The sequence below is a fragment of the Arthrobacter sp. MDT2-3 genome (genome assembly GCF_059090465.1).
This window is the reverse complement of sequence record NZ_JBNHFS010000002.1, coordinates 485,738-502,690: the sequence shown is the minus strand read 5'-3', so window position 1 is coordinate 502,690 and position 16,953 is coordinate 485,738. Positions and strand designations below refer to the sequence as shown.

Genomic DNA, 16,953 nt, shown 5'->3' with positions numbered 1-16,953 from the left:
GGGTGGCTGGGGTTTCGGGTTAGAGGATCGGGCGGGCTACGGTGGCGCCGTACTCACTTACGGGGCCGAGGGTGTAGCCGTCAGCGAGGGAGACATACTTGATGAAGCTGCCGATGATGCCACGGCAGTTCCCTTTGCACTCCGTCGCGGTGGTGACGCCCGTCGTCGTGGATTTTTCGCTGCGAAACTCATAGGGAAGTCCGCTGTTGCCGCTGAACTTCCAGCCCGTCACTTCATACGCGGCAAAGGAAATCAGGCCGTAGATTGCGCCGGAGCCTGTTCCTGTGACCTTGTTGAAGACCGGGAGGAGAACGACGACTTTTCGTCCCGCGTTAATCTCGCTGGCCCACTTGGTGAGCTCGGCGGAACAATGTCCCGGCGCATTGTTGCCAGTGTCGCTGCCGCCCTCGCTGGTGGAGAGATCAATGGTGCCGCCGCATTTTCCCGCGTCCGGCGCAAGCCAGCCGAAGCCTCCGGCCACGGCTGCTCCAGAGGGACCATAGTTGCAGTCCGGGTTGGCGTTGTTTCCGTGGTCCTGGAGGAGCTGAAGCGAGCCGTCCACGTGGCCTTTGACCTGGCAGATGGAGAAGGCCAGGGGGAAGGCGGTACGTCCCGCATTAGGGCTGCCCCACTCCGCTGACGCCCGCGCACCGACTTCCTTGCTCGGGATGCCGAGGACATTTGCGAAGAAGAGGGAGACAGAGTTGTCTGCACCGCCCGCTTCCTTCGCGGAGGTGGTGACGCCGACCTTTCGGGCCGTCTTATCCAATTCGATGCCGTAAACCTTGCTCATGCCGTCCAGGGCGTTCTGGTTGGCGAGGCTTCCGGCGAGTGCCGACGTCGTGGAACACACCTGATCTGTCGCCTCCCGCGCGCACTTTTGGGCGAGCGCGATGGCGGCGGCGTCCGCGCCATTTTGCAGTTGGGCGCGTTCTGAGTAGATGACCCCGACGTCAACGGCAATCGCCACGAAGCCCAGGAGGGTGACCAGGAGGATGGCGACGACGACTGAGACTGCACCGCGTTCGTTGTTGCTGTTGCTCGCCGTCATCCGCCGCACAACATGACCCCCTTGCCTGTCATGGGAAAAGGGCCGGCGATGCCGGTGATCGTGGACAGGTTGTACTTGATGGTGAGCGTCACCTGGTTTCCCGTGCTGCACGCGTCGGTGCTCAGTGTGATATCTGAGGTGGGAATGGTGGTGCTGACAGATGCGGCCGCGTTCTTTGCGGCGGTCTTGGCGCTGGTGGGGTCATTGGCGATGGCCATCACCCGGACGCCGTCGCGGGCTGCGTTGGTCAGCGTGATCTGCGCATTGTAGGCGCGGCCGAATTCGATAGTTCCTAGAACCAGCATCAAGAGGAGGGGCAGCAGGAGTGCAAATTCGACGGCGGCCGCACCGCGTTCCGAATCATGTGACACCTGCTGCACCTCCTCTTGAGTGACTCGTGTTTTCTTGGCCTGGCTGGGCGAGGCGGTGCGGTTCCGATATGGGGGGCCGGAACCGGACGGCGTGGGCTTTCTAGCCGCCGGCACCGCCGGTGGCGGCCGTCGTCGGAACAGGAACCTTCCCGGCAACGTTATTGAACATGCTGCTCAGGTTGTTGCCGAGGAGAGTGACGGCGATGATGATGACGACGGCGATGAGTGCAACCATGATGCCGTATTCGACGGCGGTGGCACCCTTTTCGTCCTTGCGGAGACGGATCATGAGGTTGGTGTAAAGAGAAAGCATTCTGTACTCCTGAGCGAGTCGGATGGCTGGCCCTGCACCAGCACTGATACGAAGTTAGCAACGAGAAACGGGCCAAAATCGGTATCTTGGGACATCCTGCGTAAAGGCTTTCCGCGGTGTACTTTTCCTGCGCTATTGCTTGGTTCCTACTGCGCTAACGCTGGGATTTGAACTCCGTGGGCACGCAAAAGGACCCCCTCGGTTCTGGGTGCCAAGGGGGTCCGGTATTGGGGGCGCCAGATGGCGCAATTGCGGGGGTTCGCTAAGGAATGCCTAGTGCGGTCCTCACGCCAGTGGTGAGGAAACCGAAAACGGAATTGAGTGAGGTCCCGAACAGACCTACTCCGGCTACTATCACCATGGCGATGAAGCCCGTCAGGATGCTGTACTCGCTAGCGGTGGCGCCACGTTCCTGATCACGGAAGGCCGTGAGTATGTGGGATAGGCTATTCAGAAGCCGTGTCAGGTAGTTCACCGGTCCTCCTAGGAAAAGGCAGCAATGATGTTCATGACGGCCGGCCCCAGCAGGATGATGAAGAGGGTCGGGAAGATGAAGAAGATGAGCGGAAAAAGGATCTTCACGGGGATTTTCATCGCATGTTCCTCTGCCCGCTGACGGCGCTTAAGGCGCATTTCATGGGCTTGAACCTTCAGAACCTTTGCGATGGCAATGCCGTACGCGTCCGCCTGAACGATGGCCCGGATAAAGGATCGGAGATCGGGGACATCAACACGTTCAGACAGCGACAGGTAGGCCTCCTTCCGGGAACGTCCTACTTGCATATCCTGCAAGGTCCGGGTCATTTCGTCAGCGAGCGGCCCGCTTCCATTCTGGGCCGTTCGGGCCATTGCAGCTTCGAAACCCAAGCCGGCCTGCACGGAGATCAGCATCTGATCCAGGGTGTTGGGCAGTTCCTGCCTGATTTTCGCCCTCCGTTTCTCGGCATTGGTTCGCACTAGCAGATCCGGCGCGAAGTAGCCGAACCCTACTGCGGCGAGCAAAAGGGCAAAGCGAGCGGGCGCCGGGGATGCAAGGAAAAAGAACAAACCGAAAGCCGCTCCTGCCAGTGCCAGCATGGGTTTGACGACCAAGAGGCGTTCCAGCGGCCACTCCTTCGGCCGCCCCACACCGGCAAGCTGCTTGTCCAACCACGCCACGTAACCGACTGGCGTGATCTTGCGGGCAACGGCGCTCGCATCTACGGAAAGGCTCTGCTGGGACGCGTTCCTGGCCCTCTGGCCAAGGTTGGCTTGAATGTTGCGGATGGCAACCCTGTCGGTGGCGAACACCGACCAAACCAGATACGAAATTGGGAGAACGATTGCCAGCATCGCGCCCAGTGCTATTGGTGACATGTCATTGCTCCTAGTACCTGGGTTTGATCAAGCGGCTGAGCCAGAAACCGCCGGCCGTCAGCATGACGGCCGCAACTGCCAGCATTAGATAGCCGGGCACCGTGCTCGTGAAGGTCTTGGAGTACTGGGGGTTGATAAAAATCAATGCGAAGAAGAGGACTACAGGAAGCCCCATGAGGACGCCTGCGGACATTTTTCCTTCGGCACTCAGGGCTTTTACCTGCCGGCGGATCTGGTTTCGATCGCGGATAGTTTCGCCAACATGATCCAATACCTCCGCCAGGTCTCCACCAACCTCGCGGTGAATCTCGATCGCCTGTGAGATCCAGGCGAAGTCTTCGCTGCCGGTCCGTGCGGAAACATCCATCATCGATTGGCCGAGGTCCCGGCCGATCCTGGTCTCGTTGACAATACGGCTTAGCTCTTCAGACATTGGCGCATCAGACTCGCGTGCTGAAGCATCGATGGCGCGGAGGAGACTGTGGCCGGCACGCATACTGCCCGTTAACATCTGCAGCGTATCGGGCAACTGTTCGTCGAACTTGCCTTTGCGCCTCGACGTCAACACCGAGAGATAGGCGAGCATGGCCGCGGGGACGACCGCGAGTGCCAGGAGTGCGAAGAAAAGGCCGCCCAATAAGAAGGCAAGAACGGCGCCGGCCACTGCGCCTGCCCCCATCATCAAGAGGAAATCGGCCGGCTGGGCCTTCAGCCCGGCGCGCTCGAGCCGTTCCCGACTGACCAGGAAGTCGTTCTTCCCTTTCAGTCTCTTGTTGATCGCGCCGACGGCGGTATCGGTGAGAAGGGTGAGCCTGGAAGCAGCGGCCGCGACGTCCGGACGGCGTCTTTCCATCGGAATTACGTGCTTGGACTTAAGGACCACTGTGAACAGTAGGATGACGGCTGCAAAAATCAACAGCACTCCCAGAACCATAGGTGCGACTGAGTCCTCCGGTACTGCCATCACCGGCTCCTGACTGCCTGGGCACCGAACACAGCTGGAGAAATCTTGATGCCCAGTTCCTCGAACCGGTCTGTAAAGCGTGGCCGGACCCCTGTCGGAATTGGCTTCCCCAAGAAGCGACCATTGGCGTCAATGCCTGCTGAGTAGTCGAAGACGAAGGCGTCCTGAAGGGTCACGATGTCTCCTTCCATGCCCTGGACTTCGGTCACATGAGTCACCCGTCGAGATCCGTCCCGGAGCCTGGAGATGTGAACGATGAGGTTCACCGCCGAAGCAATTTGCTCGCGAATTGCCCGCAACGGAAGATCCATGCCGGCCATCAGCACGAGGGTTTCCAACCGGGCCACGGCATCTCGTGGAGAGTTCGCGTGAACAGTTGAAATCGAGCCGTCATGGCCGGTGTTCATTGCTTGAAGCATGTCCAGCGACTCACCTCCACGGACTTCTCCCACGACGATCCGGTCAGGCCTCATACGCAACGAGTTGCGAACCAGGTCGCGAATTGAAACTTCGCCTTTTCCTTCGATGTTGGCCGGCCGGCTTTCGAGCCTGACGACGTGATCCTGTTGAAGCTGCAGCTCGACTGCGTCCTCAATAGTCACGATCCGGTCCGAAGCCGGGATGAAGGAAGACAGAACGTTCAACATCGTGGTTTTGCCAGTGCCGGTACCGCCGGAAACGATGATATTCATCTTGGCCAGCACACATGCTCTGAGGAGCTCGGCCATCTCGGGGGAAAGGCTTCCGAAACCAATAAGTTTCTCAACCGTGAGCGCTTCTCGTGAGAACTTTCTAATCGTCAGGGAAGCCCCGTTTACCGCCAACGGCGGGATGATTGCGTTGACACGTGAACCGTCGGGGAGCCTGGCGTCGACCAAAGGGGAAGATTCGTCGATCCGACGGCCAATACGTGTCACGATGCGCTCGATGACTCGCCGCAAGGCATCTTCGCTTGTGAACTTGGTATCTGTAAGGAACAGCTGGCCGTGGCGTTCCACGTAAATCTGGTCCGCTCGGTTCACCATAATTTCGGTGACGCTTGGGTCGTCCAGGTAGCGCTGCATGGGGCCGTGGCCGAGGACGTCGTCAATGATCTCGCGGGTCAGTCGCTGGCGTTCCCCCTGCGACAAAGGAACCTGTTCTTCATCGACGACTGCCCTCAGCTCATCCTTGACGAACTGATGGAGCTCAGTTTCTTCCAAGGACGAGTCAGTAATCCGGGAACCTAGCCGCTCATACAAAGCCTGGCTCGCCCGCTCCTTAAGACCAGCCAGCGCTTCGCTTGCACTACCCTCGGTGAGCTCCACGTGGGTGGAAGCCTGAGACTGTTCAGCCGCTTGTGCTTGCTGCAAAGCGCTGAGGGTAGCTGCGGGGACCTGCGGTACCGAGGATACTGGCGCGACTACATCGGCGCTGGTTCCGTCGGAGCGCAGCTTGGCAAATCGGTTTGAGAGTGTCACTGCACTACCGCCCTTCGGTGGAGCTTCTTACGGGGGGCTTCCCAGTTTGGTTTGAAGCGCTCAACCAGATGTCTGAGGCCCTTAGCTGCAGGGTCCCTGCTTCCGTCCTGCAGGAGAGGAACACCCTTGTTTGTTGAAAAGGGAACTGTTCGCGAACGGGGGAGCACGATATCAACGGGAGCGCCGATTGTGGCTTCCACGTCCTGGACGGTGAGGCCAGTTTTGCGGTCAGCCATGTTGAGGACAACATGCCTGTTGTCAGGGAGGAGATCAAGTTCCGAGAGAATCTGGAATCCCGTCCTCAGACCGCGGATGCTGGGGATGTCCATGCCACAAACCCAAACTGCATCCGTGGCCTGCTCGAGGGTTGCCAGGACGTGCTCACCAAGTCCTGGGGCTGTATCCACCACTACATACTGGAATTCAGCCCGCAGTTGACGCAGCAGGTGGCTTACGTGATCTCCCGTGATCCTGTCCATCTCGATGGGGTTGTGAGGGGCGCACAAGACGTAGATGTTTCCGGGATGAAGAGACAGATACGTCTTGAGGACCATGGCGTCCTGGCTCGCTGCTCCCACCACGGCGTCGGTGATAGTGAAATCAGGGTCTAGCAGCAGGCCACTGGCAATGTCGCCGAACTGAAGATCGAGGTCGACCACCACTACGCTCATTGGAGCTATCTGCCCCAGCCCGATGGCCAGGTTACTCGCGATCGTGGTCTTGCCAACGCCGCCCTTCGGCGACATGACCGCCACCACCCGTCCACCTTCGGTAGTTGGCCGCTCCGCGGTGTTGGGACTTAGCCCGCGCCGTCGTCCCGCGGCTGCCAGACTCGCACGCTCTACCAAAGCGCGGACCTGATCCATGTCAGCGGAAGGTGGGATGAGGTCTCTGATGCCCGAGCGCATCGCGTTCAAGGCCAGTTCGCCGTCGTCGTCCGCAGCCAGCACAATGCTGACTTCCGGATACTGGAGATCCATTACGGCCGCGAACTTGAGGGCCTCATCCCGGGGCAAACCCGGCCCGAGGATCAGTACTTCCGGCGGTTCGCCAGCCTGCTGCCGAAGGATGTCCTCCGGAGACTCGGGCAGGTATGCGGCCTGGAAGAACTGCAGTGAGCCGCTCAGCGGAGCCACTGATGCCCGAACCTTCCGCTCGTAGTCCACGGACGGGGAAATCAATATGAAGCGGCTCATTTGAATACCTTTGTCTGATTGACAACACCGTTGGTGCCCTCAGTGGCCTCAGCCGGCTCTTTGGAGAGGTAGATCTTTCCAAACTCGGCCGCATACACCAGCTTTTCAGCATCAACTGCGTTCCTGGCGAATGTGATTAGGTAGGAGTCACTCGACGTCTGCTTGTCCGAGCTCTCAGCGTTGAGGGCGCCCTGCGAGCTTGCTTGGGTTGCCTCGCCCTGTGTCTGCGCGGCTTGGCCGGAGCTGAACTGCACTGCGGTCACTAACACTTTGTGGAAAGTCAGCTGCGTTCCGCTGCCACCCTCGCCGGCTGCTCCACCGGCATCACCAAGTGAAATAAAGACGCCAACCGTGTCGCCGGCCTGAATTTTTCCGCCCACAACACGGTCGATGCTAAGGCGAACTGTAATCTCCTGAAGGCCTTCCGGAACCTCGACCCTGGCTGGCCCCAAGAACGCGTTTGCGTCCACCATGCGGCTCGTCAGGAGCTGTTCTCCTGGCTCCAGTGCTACTGACGTTACTTTGGAACCCAGCGAGTTAAGGTCGTCAACAACTCCCTCGGCCACGGCGGTTCTAGGAACCGTCTTGGTGATGAGGTACTGGCCGAGCTGGCTGGCCGGAGTGCCGGCAGCCACCTCCTGCTTTACTACAAGGACGTCTTCGGTTTCTGTGTTGGCAAGCGCGCGGCGGTCCGCGCCTTGCACGTAATTGAAAAGAAGGACCGTGCCTATGATTGCGACAACCAGTGCGGCAATGCCTCCCAGCAGGCGTGCTTTCATTTTCTACTTCCCCTTTGTTGGAACTACTTGATAAGTCGGATTTCCGAAGTGCCCAGGTCCACACCGCCGGGGATCACGCTTCCGGACCCGATAGCGACGTACTCAACGAACTGACCGATGATGCACCGCTCTTGCCCACCGCTGCACGAGAGGGAACTCGTCATACCCGGGTCTGTCGCGGTATTTCGAAACTCGTATTCGTGGTTATTCCCAAACTTCCAGCCCCAGATCTTGAAAGTTGCGTAGCCGACGATGTTGAAGCTGCCCGTATTTCCTGTTCCGGTAGCGGTATCGAAGACCGGGAACTGTTCTTTGACCTCGCCGCCTCCGAGGATTGTGTTTTGCCACCCAGTGAGGACGGCCGAACAGCCGCTGGGAGGGTTATTGCCTGGATCAGAGGCCATACCGTTATTGCCAACTTGAGTTGCCGCGTTGCAAGGCGAGGATTCGTCTAGCCAGCCCCAACCGCCGGGAATCTGAGTTCCCGAGGGACCAGTGCATGTGGCGCCCGGCTTGTATGAGATCTTCTGCACCACCGCGGTGGGGCTCGCTGATGTCAAGTTGTAGCAGTTGTCCGATAATGCCAGAGGGAACCCGGAACCACTTCCAGGGGGCCCGACACCTGCTGTCGCTTGGGCTCCGACAGTTACGGGGCCTGCATTTATGGCATTTGCAAAAAGGTTTGTTAGGAAACTGGAGGAACCGTTTTTAGTCGACGTGGTAACCGTCACCTGACCAGGGACAGAGAAATCTACGGAGGCGTTGCTGGCGGCGTCATTGGAGTTAGAGTTCGCCAGGCCGTCGGCCAATGCAGGAGCGCAGGAGCCCTGCTCACAACTTTTAGCAACCGCCAAGGCCCCCGCATCGGCCCCGTTCTGCAGCTGGGAGCGTTCGGCGTATATCTGACCGACATCGACGGCCATTGCGCCGGCACCGATGAGAACAAGCATCATGACAGCAACCGTTACCCCGGCCGCTCCACGTTCACCTGATCGTGCACGCCTTGCCCTGGTGATTAACCGCCGCATTGCATGGCCCCTTTGCCTGAGATTGTGAGAGTGGACCCAAAAAATCCGGTCAGCGATGAGCCGCTGTACTTGACGGTTACGACGGCGTTCGCGGTTGGGGTTGTAGCGGGGCACGTCGCTGCTGAGTAGTCGAACGTCAAGAGCGAAGCATTGATTGAGGGCGCACCTGCCTTGCCGGCAGTAGTTGCCTTCGCAGCGTCCTTTGTAATTGCCATAGTCCTGGCCGCTTCACGTGAAGCCTGAGTAACGGACAACTGAACGTTGTAAGCGTTAGAAAATTCGACGACGGCGATAATCATCGCGACCAAGATCGGGGCGACAAGGGCGAACTCGACGGCCACCGCGCCTTGCTCGTCGTGTTTCCGAGTTTTATGGCTGCGTTTCAACGGGTCCCCCTGGACGGTTGCAGCGTGAAAATAAGTGCGGTGTGCCGCGCCTTTTGTGGGCACGGCACACCGTTTGATTTGGCTTACCAGGCGCCGACGGAGCCAGCGAGGTTGCTGAAGAATGTGTTGAGGTTTCCGCCGAAGAGCGTTACCCCTGCCACAATCACCAGCGCGATAAGACCCACCAAGAGCGAGTACTCCGTCGCCGTGGCACCCTTCTCGTTGGATAGGAGCCCCCGAAGGGCAATGACGAACTGGTAGAGGTCTTTCTTGAAGCTAGACATGGGTTTGCCTTCCTTTGCCGAGCTCCGCCTTTACCAGGCGCCGACTTTGCCGGCGAGGTTGCTGAAGAAGGTGTTGAGGTTGCCGCCGAACAGTGTCACACCGGCAACGATGACCAGCGCAATGAGGCCGACGAGCAGTGAGTATTCCGTGGCAGTTGCGCCCTTTTCGGACTCGAACCGATCCTTGATGCCGGCGACAAAAGCCATCATCGAGACCATAAGTGAAGTCATTGTAATTTCCTTTAATTCGGTGAAATGGGTGAATTGATTTCAACGAATTTCCAGCTGCCCCCATAAATCCTTTAGCGGCTGGACTTCGCTAAGAAGAGATTGTCATTTGGGGGCAAGGGCAACAATGCGTAGTAGTACTCGACTTTTTCCCAAGGCACTAAAAGTACGTACTTGCCAGGCGGGGGTAGTACTCAGAAAGGCAAGTGAGTACACGGGCGCACTACTTGGACGTGTGGCGCGCTTAACCGGGCCGGGCCCGGAAAGATCGCCCGAGGAAGCTAGGTGAGGAAGAGGGCGGCAGTCGCCGTAGCGGCGAGCATAGAGGGGCCGTGGGCCACTTCTGTGGCTTTGTTCCGGCCTTCTCGGCTGAGCATCAGCACTGTGACTACACCGTTCAGGATGAAGCCCAGGAGTCCGCCGTAGAGCAGTTGACTCCAGCCTAAGTACCCGAGGTAAAGGCCGACGGGTGCCGCCAGCTTCACATCGCCCATCCCGATGCCGCCGGGGGTAATAAGCCCCAAAATAAGGTAGCCAAGAAACAAGATGACGGCACCGAGCACCGCGCGCAGGAGATCATCAGCCTGCTTATTGAATAACCCGGGGATCAAAAAGATAAAAAAACCACCCACGAGCAGCATTAATACGAGCGGGTTGGGCAGCAAATGCAGTGCGACGTCGATGCGTGCGAGCTGCACGCCCAGCGCGGCCAGGAATATGAAAGCCGGCAGGGCGGGACCCATTCCAAACCGCAAAGTAAAGGCCGCGCACGCGAGGCCGGTGAGTGCCGCCGTCGTGATTCTGATGGGAAGGGCGGGGAGGCCGCCCAGCCTGGGAAGGTGCTTGGCGATGAGCAGTTCGATGACAGGGCACAGGACCAATCCCAAGACGCCGGCGCCAATAGCCAGGACCCACGTGGCTAAACCGTCATTACCCACTGCAAACACCGCGACCCCCTGCGTCCGTCAGGCCGGCAGGTGCTGAGGCGGCCTCCGGCTACCCCATTTTGACCCTGAACCCCTTAACGCGCTAATCTTGGTAGTCGTTGTGCGTGTCCTATTCCGATGGTGCGTGCCCGCTGAGAATCCGGTTGCAGGATGACTCCTCAACGTGCACATTCGGAACCACAGGATGACTGGTTACATAGAGCCCTCACCTCTGTTCCGGTAGCGCGCAGATAGTAGGTGCCCACCCCTGAGTGGCTCCTAAACAAGAACGCCAGAATAAGAACGAGGCAAACACCGTGCGTACGTACACCCCGAAGCCCGGCGATATCAACCGCCAGTGGCACGTCATTGACGCCACAGACGTTGTCCTTGGTCGTCTCGCGAGCCAGACCGCAATCCTGCTGCGCGGCAAGCACAAGGCCACCTTTGCATCCCACATGGACATGGGCGACTTCGTCATCATCATCAACGCTGAAAAGGTTGCCCTCACCGGCGCCAAGCTGGAGCAGAAGCGCGCTTACCGCCACTCCGGCTACCCGGGCGGCCTGACCTCCGTCAACTACGCGGAACTGTTGGAATCCAACCCGGTCCGCGCCGTTGAGAAGGCCATCAAGGGCATGCTCCCCAAGAACTCCCTCGCTGCGCAGCAGCTGGGCAAGCTGAAGGTGTACCGCGGTGCTGAGCACCCGCACGCCGCCCAGCAGCCCAAGACTTTCGAAATCACCCAGGTCGCCCAGTAGTCCTGGCCACCAAACAACTTATCTATACAAGGAGAATCGTGGCTCAGAACGAAGAGACCACCGAAGCCGTTGAGGCTGAGGAAACCCTGACCAGCTACACCTCTGAAAGCTCAGCTGCTGACGCCGCTGCGCCGAAGAAGGAGCGTCCGGCACTGACCGTTGCCGGCGCAGCTGTTGGTCGCCGCAAGGAAGCCGTTGCACGCGTTCGCGTTGTTCCCGGCTCCGGCAAGTGGACCATCAACGGCCGCGCGCTGGACAACTACTTCCCGAACAAGCTGCACCAGCAGGACGTCAACGAGCCCTTCAAGATCCTCGATCTCGAAGGTGCCTACGACGTTATCGCCCGCATCCACGGCGGCGGCATTTCCGGCCAGGCCGGTGCCTTGCGCCTCGGCATCGCCCGTTCGCTGAACGAGATCGACGTCGAGAACAACCGCGCCACCCTGAAGAAGGCCGGCTATCTCTCACGTGACGCCCGCGTCATCGAGCGTAAGAAGGCTGGCCTCAAGAAGGCCCGTAAGGCTCAGCAGTACTCCAAGCGCTAAATCCGCTTACACAGAAGCCCGTCCCGCCATTGGCGGGGCGGGCTTCTCGCATTCCAGCATGCGTCGTAGGTCGGAGCAACTGAGACAAAGAAGTCGCTGTTTCGGAGCCATAGCTTTTTTTGAGTCTCTAACCCGCGTCCGCTGGCTGTCTCAGGTCGTAAACGGTCGTTCCGTCGATCGCGGTGGCTTGGTAATTCGATTTCACCCAGTCTGAAATCTGAATCAACGCGGCGCTTCGATCCGGTAGCTCCAAATGGTCCTGATGCCAAACCAGGAAACAGACATCCCCGCGGTTCACATGATCCTTGAACTGGCTTAGAGTGGGCGCTGGATCCATACCGGCAAACCCCCCGACCGGCATAACGGCTCGGGATGAGGCCAGCTGAAGTTTGGCCGCTGACTGTGAGGGATATGTAGCGGCCCCCCAAGCGCAGGATGACGAGTGTTTCACGAGCTCAACCAAAGCTGGTCCAGGGTCGTACCCAAACCCGATGTCGTAAGCCCAACTGGGTTGTTTTTGGCTGACGCCGTCGAGAAATCGGCTGATGCTCGTTGTACTTTTCGTAAGAGGGCCGGACAGGGGATTCGAACCGCTGTGGGGTACGGAAGCCGTATAAATGGACGTTGCCAAGGGGGCGGCGATAAGTCCGCCCGCTGAGAGGGCGCACGCAACTGCGTTTAGCCACGGTACCGGTGGAGGCACGGCGAGCAAGACAGCGCCGGCAAGGCCGGCAGCAAGTATTGAGGTGAGCAGCAGTGATGGCCAGCCCTCCACTGTATTCATGAGTGCCCACGCGATTAGGGTGCCGGTGGCTACTGTAAAGGACGCCGCCAGCCTCGCCTTCTTTCTGGAACTCCAAGTCCGGAGTGCCTCGGTCCCGAGCCCCATGACCAAAGCGAGAGGGGGTGCCAGTGTAGCGGTGTAGTACGAATGGATCCCGTCACCCATGAACGAAAGCATCAGGTAGGTCGTTATGAACCAAACGACTGAGAGGATGGCGGTGGCTTTCCTGCCTCGTGTGCCAGTAAGACCACGCCATGCCAGGAGAAGCCAAACGCACGATAAAACAGCTGCCAGGAGTAACCATCCTGCTTCTTGGGCGAAGTTGCCGTTAAGAAGCCGTAGAAAGCCCTGATCGCTTTCGACGGATCGAAACTGTGCGGGAATGAGGCTGACGGTAGGGTCCTTTGCTCTGGGGAGCACGCGGTTCAGGCCGTTGTAAGCCAAAGTTAGTTGTATAACACTGTTGTCTGTGGATCCGCCGATATATGGACGTGCAGCCGGTGGTATCAGTTCCACAATTGACATCCAGAGCCCACCGGCAAAGATTAAGGCGGTCAAGCCGACGCAGCAAGTGCGGATCTTTTGCCACCACGCAATGTGGCTACAGACCAGGAACGCGACCGCCAAGGCAGGAAGGCTAAGCATCGCCTGTAACTGCTTGGTCATGAATCCCAATCCAAGAACGAGTCCAGCGTAAACGAAGTCGCGGGTCCGCCCTGTCTCCACAGCACGAACCACGAAGTACGCAGCGGCCACCATTAGCAACAGCATCAGCGGATCCGGGTTGTTGTACCTCGACATCAAGGTGATGATTGGCGCTGTGAAGAAAACAGTTGCGGCGGTTAAAGCAGCAATAGCCGAAAAATTCCGTCGTACTAAGAGGTAAATGAGGAAAGTTGTCAGGATTCCCATTGCCGCTTGAGGCAAGAGAATGCTTTCTGGTGATAGCCCGAATACTTTGGCTGATATCCCCATGATCCATAAACTCAGGGGTGGCTTATCCACCGTTATGGCGTTACCCCAGTCCGATGAACCGAAGAAGAAAGCTTTCCAATCCATGGTGCCGGCCTGCACAGCAGCCGAATAGAACGAGTTGGCCCAACCACTGATGCCGATGTTGGCCGTGTAGAGCACGGTGTTCGACAACAGGACCATCAACAATGCAGGCCGTTCCCATTTCGGCTGATCTGAGGCTCCTACGAAGAGCGTACGGACAGCGGCGCGTGGCATCCGGCCAAGCCACGTTGATTGAGCTGTAGAACCCATTCGGGCGGTACGGGTGGATGCGCTAACGGAGGTCATAGATCTTGACGCCATCGACTGAATGCTCCTCAAAGTTGTCCTGTACCCACAACGAAATATCAATCGTGTCTTGGCTAAGTTCGCCCCGGTCCAGCAGATCTTGTTGCCAGATAAAGTATCCGACCCGGCCATTCGCGACTAGACCTCGAAACTGGTCCAAAGTCGGTGCTGGATCAGTTCCGAGCCAGCCACCTAGCGCTATGACCGGAACGCCCGATTCGAGCTGATACAGCGCTGCATTCTGTGCTGAATAGGTCGCTGCCGCCCAATCCTGTTCACCTTTGGACTCCCGTAGCATCTCGGTGACGGGGTTGGATGGTTTGGCTCCGAACGCAGTGTGGGCTGCCCAGGCCGGTGATCCTGCCTTGGCGACTGCAAGCAACCGTGACATTGCCATGGGATCGTTGGCAATCGGACCTGATTGGGGATTGGTACCGTTTTGAGGCGTGGCAAGAGTGTGGAAGTCGGCTCCGAGTGGTCCAATTGCGATTGCAACTGCGACGCTGCATGCCGCCAGCTTTGAGGCAGGCACGCTATAGGCGAAAAGCCAACCGGCGGCGGCGGCGATGCCGGTGACGACGACGATCATATGGAACCACATGGGCCAGGCGTCACTGTAGTTGAGTATTCGGTAGCTCATATAGGTGGACGATCCCACAATGAGCGTCCCCAGCAGGCGAGGGATCAACTGGTCCCGCTTAACCCATAACTTGAAAAGGCCGATGGGCACGACTAGGGCGAGAGGAGCGGCTAGGGAAAATGTGTAATACGTGTGAATCATGGAGCCCATGAAGCACAGCAAGAGGAAGGCAGTCAGGAACCAAGCTATAGATACTGCGGCAACGTTCCTCTGCAGATTGCTGAACCCCAATGTTCCATTCAAGACGATTATCACTATTGTCAGAGCTATTGCTGGAAATAAGACCCACGCGATCTCCGGCGCGAAGTTTCCGTCAAAGATCCTTGAAAACCCCCCGTTGTAGGGAGCAAGGTCATCATTAGCTACTGAACGGCCACCGCTGATTTTTGTAGGGATCCGTAAGAACCGTGCGAGGCCGTTGTAGTCCACCGTGAGTTCGACAATGCTGTTGGTTCTGGATCCGCCGACGTACGGGCGGTTCGCTGCCGGAGTGAGATCGACGATGGTCATCCACCAGCCGCCGCTCACGACTAAAGCGGTGAAGGCAGCAAGTAGTCGGAGGAGCCGGAAGGCCAATGTACCGATCCCAAAGAGCAATATGGCAAGTACGAAAGCAGGAATTGGGAGCAAGGCTTGAATTTGTTTGGCCATAAAACCCATACCGAGTGCGGTGCCGGCAAGTAGGTACCAGGTCCAACGGTTGTCCTCCACCGCCCGGAGGACGAAGTAGACGGCTGCGACAGTTAACAGCCCCATAAGGGGTTCGGGGTTGTTATAGCGAGACATAAGTACAACCACGGGCGTGGTGGCATAAATTAGACCACCGAGCAGGGCAGGTGCGGCGGAATGGCTACGGCGGATGATCTTGAAGATTAGCCAAGTAGTGGCCACACCCATGAGCGCCTGAGGGACGAGCAGCGCCCAGGAACTCAGTCCGAAAAGCCGGACCGAGAGAGACATGATCCAGATGCTGAGAGGTGGTTTATCAACCGTAATCAGGTTGCCGGCATCGAGGGAGCCGTAAAAAAACGCTTTCCAATCCTGCGACCCTGCCTGGGCAGCGGCGGAGTAGTACGGGTTGGCCCAACCGTTCCGGTCTAGCCCCCATAGGAAAACCGCAGCGGTGGCAGTCAGAAGAATGGTCAGGCCGATTTGCTCCCACGCTAATTGCTTTCGGACTCCGTGACCGAGCATAGGAGCCGCTGCCCGCGTCTCAGCCACAGTCACCGAACCGGCTCCCCGACAGGATGCAGCCCTACCAAAGAGGACCGTTGGCCACCTTGCTGTACTCGGAACACCCAAAGCCGCAGGAGGACGAACCTCATAAGTGTGGCGAATACGTTGGCGGCAGTTAGTGTCAGCAATTCCAGGTTTGGCGCGGCATCCGGGCTGGCAGCATGCAGTACCAACAATGAAGAGGATGTAACAGTCCAAGCCAAAAGAAAGACGATCAAGCCTTGGAACTGGTGCGTGAACAGCTTCTCGGGGCCGCTGATGCCGAAAGTGAATCGCCGGTTGGCAGCCGTGTTGCCAACAGCAGTTAGGAGCAGTGCTAAGAAGTTGGCCTCTTGAGAGCCGAACTGTCCTTGGAAAACGAGATATAGAAGTGCGAAAGCCAGCGTCGAAACTACGCCAACAACTCCAAAGCGCAGCACCTGGCCAAAGAAGCTGGGGCGGTCCACGGGCACAATGGGGCGGCGTCCTAGTTCGGCGTAAATCGCCTGAACGGGAATGACGCCCTTGACCAAAGAACCAGCGACGCGAGCCATACCGCGAAGGTCGTCGATAGCAGTCTGTTTGATGTCCACCCGGCTGTCAGGATCATCCACCCAGTCGACCGGGATTTCGTGAATACGGAGTCCGGAACGCTCGGCAATGATCAGCAGTTCGGTGTCGAAAAACCAGCCGTTATCCTCCACATGGGGGAGCAGCCGTTTGGCAACGTCGGCCCGAATTGCCTTAAACCCGCACTGAGCATCCGAAAAGCGCACTTGCATGGTCCGCCGGAGCAGGAAGTTATAAGACCTGGATATGAATTCCCGCTTCGGACCTCTACTCACGCGCGAGCTTTGCCCCAGTCGCGTGCCTATGGAAATGTCGGAGTGTCCCGAAAGTAAGGGCGCAACCAGCGGTGGTAACGCTGCAAGATCGGTGGAAAGATCGACGTCCAGATAGGCGAGGACTTTCGCATCTGAAGCGCCCCAAGCATCTCTTAGCGCGAGTCCGCGGCCCTTGACCTCAAGACGGCGATATTCAACGTTCGGCATGTGCTCGCTAAGGCGAGCGGCAATCACCGGAGTCCGATCGGTGCTTGCATTATCGGCGATGGTGATTTTCCACGTCGACGGCATTTGGTGCGTCAGATATTCGGCGAGCCTTATGATGCTGGTTTCGAGTACCGCTTCTTCGTTGTAGACCGGTACAACAATTTCGAGCGCCAAGCCCCCATAGCTAGGTGTCATGCATGGATCGTACGGGCGGCAAATTGCGGATGACGAGGCTTTTCAGCAAAGACAGGTAACGGCGAAAAGAACCAAGTAGTCCCAGTAATTGCCCCCGCTCAAAGGCAGGTACTCAGC

Annotated in this window: 18 protein-coding genes; 2 read left to right on the top strand and 16 right to left on the bottom strand. The window is 58.3% G+C overall.

Going from position 1 to position 16,953, the window contains the following annotated elements; translation table 11 throughout:
- Positions 1-19: 19 nt before the first annotated feature.
- The 13 genes from AC5RUQ_RS07905 to AC5RUQ_RS07845 form a co-directional block, all read right to left on the bottom strand.
- Complete coding sequence (locus AC5RUQ_RS07905) at positions 20-1,051, bottom strand: pilus assembly protein TadG-related protein (protein ID WP_493946781.1); 1,032 nt, start codon at positions 1,049-1,051, stop codon at positions 20-22.
- Complete coding sequence (locus AC5RUQ_RS07900) at positions 1,048-1,422, bottom strand: TadE/TadG family type IV pilus assembly protein (RefSeq protein WP_493946780.1); 375 nt, start codon at positions 1,420-1,422, stop codon at positions 1,048-1,050. The genes AC5RUQ_RS07905 and AC5RUQ_RS07900 overlap by 4 nt, the downstream gene beginning before the upstream one ends.
- A gap of 100 nt (positions 1,423-1,522) precedes the next feature.
- Positions 1,523-1,735, bottom strand: a complete 213-nt coding sequence (locus AC5RUQ_RS07895; protein WP_493946779.1) for a Flp family type IVb pilin — start codon at positions 1,733-1,735, stop codon at positions 1,523-1,525.
- Positions 1,736-2,218: 483 nt separating this feature from the next.
- On the bottom strand, positions 2,219-3,091 hold the full coding sequence (locus AC5RUQ_RS07890; RefSeq protein WP_493946778.1) for a type II secretion system F family protein: 873 nt from the start codon (positions 3,089-3,091) through the stop codon (positions 2,219-2,221).
- 10 nt (positions 3,092-3,101) lie between these two features.
- Positions 3,102-4,055 (bottom strand): type II secretion system F family protein, encoded by a 954-nt coding sequence (locus AC5RUQ_RS07885; protein WP_493946777.1) that lies wholly within the window; start codon positions 4,053-4,055, stop codon positions 3,102-3,104.
- Entirely contained in the window at positions 4,055-5,515 is a 1,461-nt protein-coding gene (locus AC5RUQ_RS07880; RefSeq protein ID WP_493946776.1) for a TadA family conjugal transfer-associated ATPase, read from the bottom strand. Before AC5RUQ_RS07880 ends, AC5RUQ_RS07885 begins: the two co-directional genes overlap by 1 nt.
- Positions 5,512-6,711 carry a CpaE/TadZ family protein gene (locus AC5RUQ_RS07875; RefSeq protein ID WP_493946775.1) on the bottom strand — a complete coding sequence of 400 codons (1,200 nt, stop codon included), beginning with the start codon at positions 6,709-6,711 and terminating at the stop codon, positions 5,512-5,514. The genes AC5RUQ_RS07880 and AC5RUQ_RS07875 overlap by 4 nt, the downstream gene beginning before the upstream one ends.
- Positions 6,708-7,490: a Flp pilus assembly protein CpaB gene (cpaB, locus tag AC5RUQ_RS07870; protein WP_493946774.1), complete on the bottom strand. Its 783-nt coding sequence runs from the start codon at positions 7,488-7,490 to the stop codon at positions 6,708-6,710. The genes AC5RUQ_RS07875 and cpaB overlap by 4 nt, the downstream gene beginning before the upstream one ends.
- A 23-nt stretch (positions 7,491-7,513) precedes the next feature.
- Positions 7,514-8,518 (bottom strand): pilus assembly protein TadG-related protein, encoded by a 1,005-nt coding sequence (locus tag AC5RUQ_RS07865; protein ID WP_493946773.1) that lies wholly within the window; start codon positions 8,516-8,518, stop codon positions 7,514-7,516.
- Complete coding sequence (locus AC5RUQ_RS07860; protein ID WP_493946772.1) at positions 8,506-8,904, bottom strand: TadE/TadG family type IV pilus assembly protein; 399 nt, start codon at positions 8,902-8,904, stop codon at positions 8,506-8,508. Before AC5RUQ_RS07860 ends, AC5RUQ_RS07865 begins: the two co-directional genes overlap by 13 nt.
- Before the next feature lie 83 nt (positions 8,905-8,987).
- Positions 8,988-9,188 (bottom strand): Flp family type IVb pilin, encoded by a 201-nt coding sequence (locus tag AC5RUQ_RS07855; RefSeq protein ID WP_493946771.1) that lies wholly within the window; start codon positions 9,186-9,188, stop codon positions 8,988-8,990.
- Between the two features lie 30 nt (positions 9,189-9,218).
- Positions 9,219-9,419: a Flp family type IVb pilin gene (locus tag AC5RUQ_RS07850; RefSeq protein WP_493946770.1), complete on the bottom strand. Its 201-nt coding sequence runs from the start codon at positions 9,417-9,419 to the stop codon at positions 9,219-9,221.
- 278 nt (positions 9,420-9,697) lie between these two features.
- Entirely contained in the window at positions 9,698-10,363 is a 666-nt protein-coding gene (locus AC5RUQ_RS07845) for a prepilin peptidase (RefSeq protein WP_493946769.1), read from the bottom strand.
- A 296-nt stretch (positions 10,364-10,659) separates the two neighbouring features.
- Between AC5RUQ_RS07845 and rplM the strand changes: the two genes are divergently transcribed.
- Both rplM and rpsI read left to right on the top strand, forming a co-directional pair.
- Positions 10,660-11,103, top strand: coding sequence for a 50S ribosomal protein L13 (gene rplM, locus AC5RUQ_RS07840; RefSeq protein WP_015937805.1), 444 nt, complete (start codon positions 10,660-10,662; stop codon positions 11,101-11,103).
- Positions 11,104-11,141: 38 nt separating this feature from the next.
- Positions 11,142-11,648, top strand: a complete 507-nt coding sequence (gene rpsI, locus AC5RUQ_RS07835; RefSeq protein ID WP_050684362.1) for a 30S ribosomal protein S9 — start codon at positions 11,142-11,144, stop codon at positions 11,646-11,648.
- Between the two features lie 127 nt (positions 11,649-11,775).
- On the opposite strand, the gene AC5RUQ_RS07830 is transcribed toward rpsI, so the two are convergent.
- The 3 genes from AC5RUQ_RS07830 to AC5RUQ_RS07820 are packed head-to-tail and all read right to left on the bottom strand — an operon-like array spanning position 11,776 to position 16,836.
- On the bottom strand, positions 11,776-13,662 hold the full coding sequence (locus AC5RUQ_RS07830; protein ID WP_493946768.1) for a glycosyltransferase family 39 protein: 1,887 nt from the start codon (positions 13,660-13,662) through the stop codon (positions 11,776-11,778).
- A 58-nt stretch (positions 13,663-13,720) separates the two neighbouring features.
- The gene (locus tag AC5RUQ_RS07825) at positions 13,721-15,601 is read right to left on the bottom strand and encodes an ArnT family glycosyltransferase (protein WP_493946767.1); all 1,881 of its coding nucleotides are present in this window, start codon (positions 15,599-15,601) and stop codon (positions 13,721-13,723) included.
- Positions 15,598-16,836, bottom strand: a complete 1,239-nt coding sequence (locus AC5RUQ_RS07820; RefSeq protein WP_493946766.1) for a bifunctional glycosyltransferase family 2/GtrA family protein — start codon at positions 16,834-16,836, stop codon at positions 15,598-15,600. The genes AC5RUQ_RS07825 and AC5RUQ_RS07820 overlap by 4 nt, the downstream gene beginning before the upstream one ends.
- Positions 16,837-16,953 lie beyond the last annotated feature (117 nt).

Bases quoted from the DNA above. Each gene is read 5' to 3' on its own strand.
- AC5RUQ_RS07850 (WP_493946770.1), bottom strand. From the start codon at position 9,419: ATGACTTCACTTATGGTCTCGATGATGGCTTTTGTCGCCGGCATCAAG.
- AC5RUQ_RS07830 (WP_493946768.1), bottom strand. From the start codon at position 13,662: ATGCCACGCGCCGCTGTCCGTACGCTCTTCGTAGGAGCCTCAGATCAG.
- AC5RUQ_RS07905 (WP_493946781.1), bottom strand. From the start codon at position 1,051: ATGACGGCGAGCAACAGCAACAACGAACGCGGTGCAGTCTCAGTCGTC.
- AC5RUQ_RS07890 (WP_493946778.1), bottom strand. From the start codon at position 3,091: ATGTCACCAATAGCACTGGGCGCGATGCTGGCAATCGTTCTCCCAATT.
- AC5RUQ_RS07895 (WP_493946779.1), bottom strand. From the start codon at position 1,735: ATGCTTTCTCTTTACACCAACCTCATGATCCGTCTCCGCAAGGACGAA.
- AC5RUQ_RS07885 (WP_493946777.1), bottom strand. From the start codon at position 4,055: ATGGCAGTACCGGAGGACTCAGTCGCACCTATGGTTCTGGGAGTGCTG.
- AC5RUQ_RS07820 (WP_493946766.1), bottom strand. From the start codon at position 16,836: ATGACACCTAGCTATGGGGGCTTGGCGCTCGAAATTGTTGTACCGGTC.
- cpaB (WP_493946774.1), bottom strand. From the start codon at position 7,490: ATGAAAGCACGCCTGCTGGGAGGCATTGCCGCACTGGTTGTCGCAATC.
- AC5RUQ_RS07865 (WP_493946773.1), bottom strand. From the start codon at position 8,518: ATGCGGCGGTTAATCACCAGGGCAAGGCGTGCACGATCAGGTGAACGT.
- AC5RUQ_RS07875 (WP_493946775.1), bottom strand. From the start codon at position 6,711: ATGAGCCGCTTCATATTGATTTCCCCGTCCGTGGACTACGAGCGGAAG.
- AC5RUQ_RS07855 (WP_493946771.1), bottom strand. From the start codon at position 9,188: ATGTCTAGCTTCAAGAAAGACCTCTACCAGTTCGTCATTGCCCTTCGG.